This is a genomic window from Priestia sp. MDV22-iso46 (genome assembly GCF_058629175.1).
On record NZ_JBZVWT010000001.1, the window covers coordinates 1,923,177 to 1,935,642 of the forward strand.

General features: G+C 37.5%; 13 protein-coding genes. All 13 read right to left on the minus strand.

The genetic code is table 11. The features are described 5' to 3' along the window. Positions 1–22 precede the first annotated feature (22 nt). On the minus strand, positions 23–1,996 hold the full coding sequence (locus tag AC4NPH_RS09790) for a diguanylate cyclase domain-containing protein (protein ID WP_098197031.1): 1,974 nt from the start codon (positions 1,994–1,996) through the stop codon (positions 23–25). Positions 1,997–2,220: 224 nt separating this feature from the next. Then, a complete protein-coding gene (locus AC4NPH_RS09795; protein WP_097813336.1) occupies positions 2,221–2,994 on the minus strand; it encodes an EAL domain-containing protein in 774 nt (257 codons plus the stop codon). A gap of 279 nt (positions 2,995–3,273) precedes the next feature. Then, the gene (locus AC4NPH_RS09800) at positions 3,274–3,408 is read right to left on the minus strand and encodes a hypothetical protein (protein WP_013055754.1); all 135 of its coding nucleotides are present in this window, start codon (positions 3,406–3,408) and stop codon (positions 3,274–3,276) included. Between the two features lie 254 nt (positions 3,409–3,662). Beyond that, a complete protein-coding gene (locus AC4NPH_RS09805; RefSeq protein ID WP_013055753.1) occupies positions 3,663–4,340 on the minus strand; it encodes a YvcA-related protein in 678 nt (225 codons plus the stop codon). After that, the gene (locus AC4NPH_RS09810) at positions 4,337–5,035 is read right to left on the minus strand and encodes a YvcA-related protein (protein ID WP_013055752.1); all 699 of its coding nucleotides are present in this window, start codon (positions 5,033–5,035) and stop codon (positions 4,337–4,339) included. Before AC4NPH_RS09810 ends, AC4NPH_RS09805 begins: the two co-directional genes overlap by 4 nt. Before the next feature lie 106 nt (positions 5,036–5,141). Then, positions 5,142–5,504 (minus strand): hypothetical protein, encoded by a 363-nt coding sequence (locus AC4NPH_RS09815; protein WP_055989245.1) that lies wholly within the window; start codon positions 5,502–5,504, stop codon positions 5,142–5,144. Continuing rightward, positions 5,505–7,118 carry a DUF6792 domain-containing protein gene (locus AC4NPH_RS09820; RefSeq protein WP_013055750.1) on the minus strand — a complete coding sequence of 538 codons (1,614 nt, stop codon included), beginning with the start codon at positions 7,116–7,118 and terminating at the stop codon, positions 5,505–5,507. Next, complete coding sequence (locus AC4NPH_RS09825; protein WP_013055749.1) at positions 7,111–7,794, minus strand: YvcA-related protein; 684 nt, start codon at positions 7,792–7,794, stop codon at positions 7,111–7,113. The genes AC4NPH_RS09820 and AC4NPH_RS09825 overlap by 8 nt, the downstream gene beginning before the upstream one ends. Positions 7,795–8,052: 258 nt before the next feature. Next, positions 8,053–8,442, minus strand: a complete 390-nt coding sequence (locus AC4NPH_RS09830) for a PepSY domain-containing protein (protein WP_053486912.1) — start codon at positions 8,440–8,442, stop codon at positions 8,053–8,055. 205 nt (positions 8,443–8,647) lie between these two features. Continuing rightward, on the minus strand, positions 8,648–8,830 hold the full coding sequence (locus tag AC4NPH_RS09835) for a DUF3973 domain-containing protein (protein WP_013055747.1): 183 nt from the start codon (positions 8,828–8,830) through the stop codon (positions 8,648–8,650). A gap of 229 nt (positions 8,831–9,059) precedes the next feature. After that, positions 9,060–10,040 carry a UDP-glucose 4-epimerase GalE gene (gene galE, locus AC4NPH_RS09840; protein ID WP_013055746.1) on the minus strand — a complete coding sequence of 327 codons (981 nt, stop codon included), beginning with the start codon at positions 10,038–10,040 and terminating at the stop codon, positions 9,060–9,062. Positions 10,041–10,238: 198 nt separating this feature from the next. Then, on the minus strand, positions 10,239–11,123 hold the full coding sequence (locus tag AC4NPH_RS09845) for a fumarylacetoacetate hydrolase family protein (protein WP_491938711.1): 885 nt from the start codon (positions 11,121–11,123) through the stop codon (positions 10,239–10,241). Continuing rightward, positions 11,120–12,319, minus strand: coding sequence for an amidase (locus AC4NPH_RS09850; RefSeq protein WP_029324943.1), 1,200 nt, complete (start codon positions 12,317–12,319; stop codon positions 11,120–11,122). Before AC4NPH_RS09850 ends, AC4NPH_RS09845 begins: the two co-directional genes overlap by 4 nt. Positions 12,320–12,466: the final 147 nt, after the last annotated feature.

Sequence of the window (12,466 nt, forward strand, 5' to 3'; positions counted from 1 at the left end):
AAAAGCCTCCAGTGAGGCTTTTTTACGTTTGATAGAGGATATAATTATTTTTCCCTTCTCTTTTCCCTTTGTATAACGCATCATCTGCATTTTTTAATAATAAAGCAGCCGATTCCCCGTCCTCTGGATAAATAGATACGCCGATGGTAGTTGTTGTGCGCAAACAATAGCCCCGTACATTCCAGCTTTGCTGAAGAGATACATGAAGCCGCCTAGCAATTTGTTCAATTTCCCTTCCATTTGTTACGTTTAAAATAATGATAAACTCGTCGCCGCCCAAACGATAAATACGATCGCCTTTCCGTACACAGCTTTTTAATCTCTTCGTGTATGCTTTTAGAAATTCGTCGCCTATATGATGGCCATATTCATCGTTAATCTGTTTAAAATTATCACAGTCGAGAAACAAAAGCGCAAAAAACTCATCGCTTTTCCGCTGCCCTTTTTCAATTACTTTGTTTAACTCTTTTAACAGCATCGCCCGATTGGGAAGACCTGTTAAACTATCGTGAGTGGCTTCAAAATGAAGTTTATTTTCTAGCGCTTTTTGTTCAGTAATATCATTATGAATAGATACATAATGAGTAATATTTCCGTCTATATCTTTTAGGGGCACAATTGTTTTCGATACCCAGTATGACTGATGATGCTTCGTCCCCATTTCAAGCTGCCCTCGCCATACCTTTCCGCTTTTTATTGTTTCAAGCAGCTCATCGTGGTTATGATGAAGCCCTGCATCTCGATAATACTTCCCCAATAAATCTTCTTTTTCATAACCTGAATACTGTACATACATATCATTTACATAGGTAATAGTTCCACTTGCATTTATAATCATAACGCTAGCTGATTCATCGAGCGCATATTTTATATTTTCAAGTTCTTTCAGCGTATAAGCCAGCTGTTCTTCTGCTTCTTTTTGAGGCGTAATATCGTGTAAAATTGCGTAAGCACCAACCGTTTGATTATTTACTTTGACAGGAATGGTTGTAATGTACACGTGCTGTGCGGAATGTTGACTTCTACGAAATGTTAGCTCTGTGCTGTAGCTGATTTCTTCATATACATTCCAGCGTTTGTAATTACAGGCTCCCAGTCTTTTAGCAATATCTCGGTAATTTTGATGGAGCACATCGCTTGCAGAAAGCTGCAGCGTTTTTAAGAATGCACTGTTGACATTTAAAATCGTGCCTTCCAAATTCAGCATACAAACCGCGTGGTGGTGGTTTGTAAATAACGATTTGTACCACTGTTTGCTTTTTATGAGCTCCCATTCCAATTTTTTAATAGCTGCAATATCTCGGTAAATCACCGAATAGGCGACCAGTTGATTTTGATAGTCATAAATCGGTGAACAGCTGACAGATACACACACGCTTTCGCCGCTTTTTGTGTACCTGACTGTTTCATAAGGAGGCAGCGTCTTACCACTTTTTAATTCTTCTATTAATTTAAGGTTTTCTTTTTCCTCTTTCTTTGACACGATGTTCATCTCTTGACGGCTTTTTCCTATAACTTCTTCTTTTCTCCACTGAAATAGCTTTTCAAATGCTCCATTGACTGTTAAGACCTTCTCATCACAATCAGCAATTAGAATGGCATCTACCGTGTTTTCTAGAAACGCATCGAGTAAACGCGTGCTCTCTTCCTGCGTTTTTTTACAATGAATTTCTTGAGCCATGACAAGGACATGTGAAGGGGTTGTCGCTTGATTAAAAAGAGGGGTAAATGTTACTTCATATGCATGCCGGTCGGGCTGGAAAAGCTGTATGTATTGATATTGAATTGGTTCTTTCGTGGCAATAGCTTTTTCACAAAGTGTGTAAAAAAGCAGATTTTCTTCTTTATTGATTATCTTGTCTTCCATTTTGTCAAAGAATTGCTGAGCTGCTTTGTTACTTTCTTTATAATATAGCTGATGTTTTTCTTGCTGGATTAAAATCACAGGCTGCGGCATATTCATAAAATAAAATTGGAATACCCCTTCACTATACATACTAAATATCCTCCATCTGCCTTTGGAATTTCACTAAACGTCTTGTTTTGATATGCAATTCACTCATTACTCCAAACCAACACGTCTTCTTTATCCCTTAAAATATTTTAACAATCGCACAAAATCACATAATTTTATAAAAATTCAAGACATCTGCGTTGCATATAGGTCTAATTACTTATTCCTATATTACGATAAATTATCTATTTAGTGAAGTGTATGGTTTAAGAGTTCAGCAGCCTTTCTCGTCTGAATAAACTGCGGTACTTATTATAAGTTAAGTAGGAAGAGATCGACTGCGGCATGCCCAGCAAATAGCCCTGAGCAGCATGTAGGTTTAACGAAATCGCTGCGGCTAAATCTTTATCTCGTTCAACGCCTTCTAAAATGAGATTCGTATGCGGATAATAGTTAACAAGCAAATCAATCAGATCTTTCTTTTGCTTGCAGTCGGCTAGCCCTTCAGCATAGCTTCGGTCCAATTTCATATAGTGAGGCTCATACATGCTTACCTGTCTCATCGCTGCGGCTCCTGCTCCAAAATCATCAATCGCAATTTTGAAACCCGCCTCTTTCAAACTCATTACTCGGGCAAAAAGAGCAGACGATTCCCATAAAATCTTTTCATGAAGCGTTTCATTTAACTCCCATACAATACGATGTTTCGCATTTTTATAGGTGTTCAACAGATATGTTAAAAACAGTTGGAAATGCGGGTGGAGAAGAGTAGATGGAAACACATTGATAAATAAATCTTCAGATTTCAATACCTCAAACGGAAAGTTCTTTATAGCCCCTTCAATTGCCATCGTATCAAGCTTGTACAAATAATTATGGCGTCTTGCCAGTGAAAACAACTCTTCAATCTGCCCTTTTGCGAAAGCCGTGCGCAACAAAGCCTCAAAACCCAGCGTGTTCCACGAATTCAACGCATAAATAGGCTGATATACAAACTGAAAGTCTTCATACGTCAGTTCCTTTAAAACATGAGCATCCATTCTTTCGTTTAATCACCTTTCGTCTTCAATATACTATTTCTTCCATAACCTAAACTTATAAAAATATATCCTAAAAACAGATAATTGTCCATTAAAAGTAAGATATTCCATTAGACGATTTAGGTATTTTGAGACTTTCTGGGGACTTATGATAGCAACAAAGAAGTGTTTTAGAGACTTTTATGCTTTTGATAGACAGGCTGTAAAGGATGTTTCAAAAAAGAGCGGACTCAATCTCATCTAAAACAAACAAATTGGATAAAGGAGCTGGACTGCTTGTTACACCGCGGTTGATTTCCGTGCATGGCTTCGCTTTCCGCGGGCGGCCGCTGAGCCTCCTCGTCGCTTACGCTCCTGCGGGGTCTCACCACTTCCGCTTTTCCCGCAGGAGTCTTCGCCTTGCCCTCCAATCAACCCCTAGAAGCACCTAATATGTGAAATTTACGTTTACCATATACTTAGCACAATAACCTCTTATCGTTAGTTTGTAATCATAGACAAATTGCTCGTACTGATAAATAGACGCTCGTTGGAAAATTAACGATAATAGCCCCTATAAAGCATTACAAAAAAAACATTATACCTACAGCTAATATACTAACAGCTAAAGCAAATCTTATAACTTTCTTCATTTAACTCGCTATCTCTTCTTCTCTATAAATCCCCTACTATTTCCCCTCGTTAAAATGAATATTTTTTAGCATTTTCAAAAACCATTTCTTTCTATCCATTTGATTTGTTTCTGTATTTTCTCCTACACTATCGTATATTAATTTGATTACCTTATCAGAGCTTTTATCTGCTACATATGCGACATAAAGGTTGGGTGGATTTCCTTTACTGTCATGTACTATATGTTGGTTAGTACCACGAAAATATGTATAGGCAGAATCATAATAAATTCTTGTATTAGAGGTTTCTAACTGTTTAGGTTTTTTACTGCCTAATTGTTCTTTAAATAAACTCTCTACATAAATTAATTCTGATTTTGTGTCGTTCTCCGAAAATTTAACATTGATAGCGTACGTTTGTTGATCATTTTCGTAGGGTTTAATATAAGCAGCTGACCAATTTTCATATGATTCGCCATTTCTAGTGTAATCCTCGCGGTATTTATGTAGAACTTGATACTCCTCTGGAAACCACATCGTATACTGTCCTGTCTTTGACTTAAACTCATAAAAACCATCAGCTGCTTTTTTATCTTTGTTTAAGAACTTGCGCGTAAAGTGATCATCAAAAGCTGGAACGTTAGGATAACGGCTTTCGTTTACGCCCCATATGCCGCCTATTAAAATTGCGGCTCCTACAATGACTAGAATAATAGTCTTCGTATGTTTTTTCATCCTCTTACATCTCCGTTGTTTGGCTTATTAAAATGGATGCTTTTACAAAGTTTTATAAACCACTCTTCTGTTATAGGCTCAGAGTTATCTGAACGCTCACCAATACTATCAAAAGATAGCTGAATAACTTTTTTAGAGTTTTTATCAGCTACATATGCTACATATGTATTAGGAGCATGCTTACTTTTATCATCTATAACGTATTTATCTGTCCCTCTAAAATAGATATAAGCTGATTGATAGTAGATTCGAACTTCATCTGTTTCTAGCTTTTCCGGTTTACTGACATTGAAGCGTCTCTTTAATAAACTTGATACGCTAAATTCTTCGTTTTCTTGTTTTCTCGCTTCTGAAAATGTAGCTTGTATATTGTTTATTTGGTTTTCACCTTCATACTTTTTAATAGACGAAGCCCTCCATCTTTCATAGAAATTACCGTCTCTTACATACTGTTGATTATTTTCATGCAACAGCTGGTCCTCCTCTGGAAACCACATCGTATACTGCCCTGTCTTGGACTTAAACTCATAAAACCCATCGTCCACTTTTTTATCTTTGTTCAAGAACTTACGTGTAAAGTGATCATCAAAAGCTGGGACATTTGGATAGCGGCTTTCGTTTATCATCCATATTCCACCTATTAAAATAGCTGCCCCTGTAATGATTGCGGGAAGGGTCTTCGTACGTTTTTTCATGGTCATACACTCCCTTTATTATTCTTTTGAAATAAACGGGACTTAATGTAAATTGTTCAACATATAAAAATCCCTCAGACCACTGTCTGAGGAATAGCAGTATCCCTTATGTTAATTCACTTTCATCCATTGATTCTTTATATCGAATTTCGTACTCTCTCTTATGCATATCTTTAACAGAATGCATAAAACTCATAATATGCTGAAATGCTCCAGTATCATACTGCTGAGCCCTTAGCGTATATCCCCGCTCAGCTGCTTCTAATTTACTTTTAACAGCATCAGCAAACTCACCCGTTTGGTTTTCTAAATAGCTTTTAGCATGCCAAAGCTTTTCATTTACTTCTTGATCCTTTTTGATTAACTCTTTAATCCTTTTTGCCTGCTCGTCCTTAAAGTCATCACTATCAAATTGGAACGTATATTTACCGCTCGTTGTTCCTGTGTGTGTAAAATCAAAATCAAACAATTAAATCCCCCCTACTACTTCTTTCATGCTTTTAATATCTGAAGCTACCGATTCGTCTGCTTCCATCATCTTCTCGAAATTTTGGAAGAACGCTTCAAGAAACTTTTGATAGTATGTAACTTCCTCTTGAATAGAAGAAATAATCTCTTCAACAGGGGTAAATACACTATCGTCTAGCGAATCAAACGTTTTGTCAAACGTCACTTTTTCAGCCACACGCTTTTGTCCAAACCAAGCGAGAGTAGCTTCGTCTTTATCTGCCTTTTCCATAAATGACTGGGGAGAAGCTTCTTCTCTGGATATTTTCATTTTTAATTTTTTCTTCTTAGCTTCGAAGACTTCGTTAATTTCACTATGTAAATACTGCTTTAGTGCATTTAAGTTTGCCTCTTTGTCTTTAATGGCATTAGCACAGTAATAAACAAACTTCTTCATTTGTTCATAATCTAGCAAGATTTCTTCCTGAGATCCTGAATCAAAAACCTGATAATACGTCTTCATAGCATTAGCTTCTGTGTATTTGACAACATAATTAATTCCGTGGAGTTTTGCTTGATCTCTTTGAGATATTCCTTTATAAACCTGTGAGAACCCCCCGGGACTAGTTAGTAAATTAACTCCACCTGCTGCACCTAGAGCAACTCCAGCTTTTATCTCACCTAAATGGAGAAAAGGATACTTTTTTATATGCTCAAGGTATTGCTCACTCTTATTAGGAAGGTCGAGTAACGTTTCCTGTTTTACATGATCATTTGCAAAGCCTAAGCCACCTAGTATCGTTTTCACTCCAAGATTATAGCGAAATTGGTCTATCATATACACTGGGTTCCATTTTGCTTCTTTCTGAAAAGGATATTTTCCAATGTTAATCATTTCTTCTGTATCTAAATCTCCAAGCATGGTTACTTTATTGCCTGCATACCAGCTGCCAGGAAACGATTGTGCATGCATTGGTTCACCTTTCACCCAAGTATGGCTGATAGCAGCTTTTTGTCTCTCATAGTAGATGTTGGCTAGTTCTGTTAGCCTTTTAGCAGATATTTTATTTTCTCTGCCTACTTGATGCTCCACGTACCTTGCAAAGGTCTGATCAAGCTCCACTAGTTGCTTTACATTAACAGGTGCATCATTTAGGCCCCTTACACCTGTAAAATTCTTCGTTATCAAGCTCAATGTTACTATAAGGTGGCCTCCCAAAGAATGCCCATCGCCATATCTTTTTACTTTCACATTAGAGCCTTTTAAATTTGCCTCTACTTTTTTATACATCTTTACTGCATCGTTAATCTGTGCATTATTTTTTCCAGCCCCAACACCTAAAGCATCATAAACAACATCTCCAAAGTCCTTAGACGGCTCAGTGCCTCTAAAAATATAATAGACTTCGTTAATATTTCTTTGTTTATCATAAAAATGAATAGCAGCTCCGTCAAATCCAGACTTTTTTCCAATCCCCATCTCTGAGCTACTATAAATTTCAAAATTAGGAATTTCTCTCCCTGTATGTTTTTTGTATATCTCTTTAATTTCTTTTTCTTTATTAGATAAGTTTTTATATTCAAGTTGAGTTATTTTATTTCTTAAACTATCATCTAAAATGCATTTATCATTCATGCTTCTTTCCCTCTTTAAAATGAATACTATTCAGTACTTTTACAAACCAATCTTTTTTGTCAGATTCCCTACCAACTTGATTATTTAGACTGTCATCGAACCATAATTCTATTACTTTACTAGAATTCTTATCTGCTACGTATGCTATATATGTATTGGGAGCATGTTTATTTTTATCATAGATAACATGTTCTTCTGTTCCCTTAAAATAAAGATATCCTGTATCAAAGTATATACGTGTATTAGCTGTTTCCCACTTTTGAGGATTATTTACTCCAAACTCATCTTTAAATAAACTCTCCACGTAAATAGATTCATCATCAGGATTGCTCTCTGATAACTTTACTTGTAAATAGTTCAACTGATTTTCTTCTTTATTCTTAACTGATGAAGCTTTCCATCTTTCATAAAAATCTCCATCCCTTACATACTGTTGCTCATTTTCATGTAACAACTGATACTCCTCCGGAAACCACATCGTATACTGCCCGGTCTTCGACTTAAATTCATAAAACCCATCGTCCACTTTTTTATCTTTGTTTAAGAATTCACGCGTAAAGTGATCATCAAAAGCAGGGACGTTTGGGTATCGGCTTTCGTTTATCATCCATATTCCTCCTATTAAAATAGCAGCTCCTGCAATGACTGCAATAATGGTCTTCGTACGTTTTTTCATTGTCGCACACCCTTTTAGTTATGTTATAACCTATGTTTTATACATGTTCGATACTATCATACTTATAATGGGAGAGTCATAAGCAGAACGAATCAAAGAACCATAATTAGGAAGTGGTTATTTTTTACTATCACTTACCCTTTCTTTTAGATAAGTAATCGTTTCTTTTTTATTATTTGTTACCTTTGCTACAGGTTTCTCCAAATAAAGAAAACCCCACTTTCAACAAAGTGAGGTTGATTACATAATATAAGACGTTTACTGAACGTTTCGCTCTTCTTGCGCCAGCACATCAATTTCAGCGTCAATCTTCACGCTGTGGGTTTTTCCATCAAGTCCAAGAATCACAATTTCATATTGCTTGTTAGCAAGAACAACCGATTCAATAATGCCTTTATGCTGTCTTAACGCGTATGCTTTTGCACGGCTTTTGGTTAAAGGAATCGTTTTTTCTTTCAAAATACTGCCGGTTTGGGCGTTAATTTTTACTTTATGCTCTTCTCCGTTTAACGTAAGGATGTCTACTATATAAATAGGAAGAGTGAGTATTTTACTCAGCGATATGGATTTGACAATGCCTTTATATTCTTTTAATGCGAGAAGCTTTGCTTGTTCTTTCAACAAAAGTGATCGTTTTTCAGAAATCATTTGACGCCATCCTTTCTAGTTTATAAAACGGACTGCTGTTTCAATTTCTTAACGTACCATATCCTATGTATACGTCTACTAACTAGTATAGCGGGCTTGTCTTAAATTTCTCTTAATATTACATGAAAGATAGCTGAAGAAAGCTGTTATTCACTGAAAAAACTAGACCTGGTTAGATCTAGCTTCTTATTTGTGAATGTGAATTCTACATTTTTTTCGTTTCGAATCGTTCTACGGCTCTCATTTGTTTGATTGACGGGGATTTGTGTACGCACATGCCCAGATGAACTTTTTGAAGCAAATAGGGATCAATGTAAAAACCATTTTGAAAGATGTTTTCTTTTTCCTGTTCGTCATGAAATTTGGAGCATCTTACACAGTAATACATATCATAACCTCCTTGCGGACTATTTTATAAACGGGATAGTTGTGAATGGTATATTTACCTACATCATATGGAAAAGAACAAAAGTCGTGCTTGTTTAGGGAAAATGTCCGAAAAGGAGAAGGCTTGTCCATGGGCTAAACCACTGGCTTTTCAAAATGATTATTTAGAACATAAATCAGTTTGATTGTAACAAAAAAGCCTCTTTCAAAAAGAAAAGAGGCACTTTTTATTAATTTGTTACTTTTGCGCTGTTTTGATGCCAGTTCCAAGCTGATGCGATGATTTTTTCTAATGAAATTTGCGCTTTCCAGCCTAATTCTGCGTGGATTTTATCAGAAGATGCAACTAGGCGTGCCGGATCTCCAGCGCGGCGGTCTGCCATAACGACATTCGCTTTTTTACCGGTTACTTTTTCACACGTTTCGATCACTTCTTTTACAGAGTAGCCAAGGCCGTTTCCAAGATTGTACGTTGCTGTTTTCTTCGTGCCGTCTAACAGGGCTTGAAGCGCTGAGATATGAGCATTCGCTAGGTCCGTTACGTGAATGTAGTCACGGATGCACGTTCCGTCTTCAGTATCGTAGTCTGAACCGAATACAGAGATGTTTTCACGTTCACCAAGCAGGTGCTGAAGAATGATTGGAATTAAGTGCGTTTCAGGATCATGGCACTCACCAATTTCTGCTGTTTCGTAAGCACCCGCTGCGTTGAAGTAACGAAGCACCACATATTCCATATCGTAAGCACTTGCAAAGTCAGCTAAAATCTGTTCAATCATTAACTTTGAACGTCCGTACGGATTAATTGGGTTTGTTGCCGTATCTTCTGTAATGATATCTACAGAAGGAATCCCATATGTAGCAGCAGTAGATGAAAAAATAAACTTTTTCACATTGTGCTTCATCATCGTTTGTAAAAGGGTTAACGTCGCAGCTACGTTGTTTTGATAATATTTAAGAGGATCTGTTACTGACTCCCCTACTAAACTATTAGCAGCAAAATGCATGACAGCATCAATTTTATGATTTGTGAATACGCTTTCTAAATCTTTCTCATTACCTAGATTTCCTTCTACGAATACCGCTTTCTCATCGATTGCCCAGCGATGACCCGTTGATAGATTATCAAGTACCACAACTTCATTTGTTTTCACTAATTCTTTTACTAGGTGGCTTCCGATATAGCCTGCTCCTCCGATGACTAAAATCATACTGTCAGTCAGCTCCTTTTTATTAAGTGTCGCTACAGATATCGTACCCGTTTCTTTTCCATTTGTAAATATTTCATTTTTCAGTATATGATAACGCAAATGCTATCTTTTAATTAGTATATCTACTAATTGTGAACTGAGTGTGAAGATATTCGTTTCTACTTAAAAACCCGCGCGTGTAAGCAACGGGTTTTCTTCTTAGATTTGCTGAGGCACTTTCTTCATATCTTTTACTTTATTTTTTAATGGAAGCATCCCTTCAATCTGACATTCAATACAGTCCCCGTCTTCAATAACAGCCGGTCCCGGCGTTCCGGTGAGGATGATATCACCTGGATGCAGCGTCATGACTTTTGAGAAAAATGAAACACAGTATGCGATGTCGTAAATCATATTAGACACTGTATTTTCATGCTGTACGTTTCCGTTTAGCAATGTGCGCACTTGAAGTGATTTCACGTTTGATATACTTTCTTTTGTGATAAATTCTGAGCCTATACTGCAAAATGTATCAAAGCTTTTCGCTCGCATTAAGTAGCGATGATTCGCCGCATGAATATCAGCTGCGGTTACGTCAATTGCTGACGTATAACCAGCAATTACGTTTATGGCTTCATCTGGCTCTATATCCTTACACGTTTCGCCGATTACCACCGCTAGTTCTGCTTCAGCCGTTGTTTTGTAGGACTGCTTTGGAATACGAATGCTGTCATCTGGTCCAATAATGGTGGTCGCGGGTTTTAAAAAACTAACTGGATCAATGGCACGGTCGTAGGCTTTTAGTTTTTCTTCAGAAGCCGCATAATTAAACCCAATGCCTAATAATTTCAACGGATTACTAATGATAGGAGCTGTTTTTCTGCCCTGCAAGTGCAGTAAGGGAAAAGAGCTGTTCATACCAAATTTATTATGGGCATACCATGTTTCAAGGTGGCGAAGTTCTTTATATTGAATAAGATCCCAAATTGTTGTAGACCAGTTTGTTAAATATTTAGTATTGATATCTTCTATAAGCAGAATGCTGTCATTGTCTAAAATGGCTGCTTGTTCTTTCCCTTGCTCTATTATATTTACTAACTTCATGATACGCTCCTTACCGATGCTTGAATGATACGATCGCTGTTTTCTTTTACCCAATTTAATAATTTTTCATCTTGGTTGTATCCTGCAATAAAAGATAAACCGATTGGCAAACCGTCTAGTTCTCCTGCAGGTATCGTAACTTGAGGAAGACCGCTTAGGCCGGCAATACACGTCATTTGAAGTGTTCGCAATCTTCTGTTTTCTAACTCCAGCCCTTTTGCATCTTTTACAGGTGCTGGTCCTGGAGCTGTAGGAAGTACTAATATTCCTTCTTCCCCAAGCTGTGAGTACATAAAATAGCGAAGTTCACGACGCTTTTCTTCTATATAATTCATATTTAATAATGTAAGAGTGCTGGCCCATTGAAAGCGGCTTCCGATGTCTTCTCCAAACGTTGGATTTTCTTTTTGAATCCACTCTCCGTGCGTTTGCCAGATTTCTTTTCCTTGCAGCAGACGGAAGGTTTCCATATATGTAGAAAAACCCTGAGGAGCAATCGCTATCTCTTCTATAGTAGAGAAAGACTCCATTACGTGGTTGATAGACGGCGCAAGAGCTCGCATGCTTTGTTCATCCACAAGTTCCATCACATCTGTTGGTACATACAGCCGTGTAAATCCACTAGCACGCGACGTTGAATTCAATAAAACCGCTCCTACTTTTTGCAGAGTGTGGCCGTCTCTAGCCATTACACCAACTGTATCAAAGCTTGGAGCAAGTGGAATCAGACCGTTTGTAGAAATGCGTCCGTGAGAAGGACGATACCCAAAAATACCGCAGTAGCTTGAAGGAATTCGAACCGATCCTCCCGTATCTGTTCCAATTGCAAAATCAGTTATTCCCGCTGCCACAGCAACCGCTGATCCGCTCGAAGATCCTCCCGGAATTCGATCTGCGCTTTTTGGATTTATAGGTGTTCCGTAATGTGCATTTTCACCATTTAGTCCGTACATAAGCTCGTCGGTGTGCGTAACTCCCTTCAGTACAGCTCCTTCTTTTAAAAGAGCAGCTACTACGTCTGCATGTTCGCTTGCAGGCTGATGCGTGGCGAGCCAATCCGGATTTCCTGCACTTGATATATGTCCTTGTACATCAAATACGTCTTTTAACGCAAAACTCAAGTTATTTAACATTCCCGTTCCCGTTGGAGGTACGTAAAGATCACTGTCTACAAATGCGTTCCACGTATCTTTCATTCAACCATCTCCTCATTTCTTATATCTGTTTAGAATATAAAATTTGGAATAAGCTGGTCAATGAATGTGTCAGGTCTGTTAACATTAATATTATGTAGATCTCCCAGCTTCCCTTTCCCTAGAGAAACTAGCCGTTTTATTTCCCTT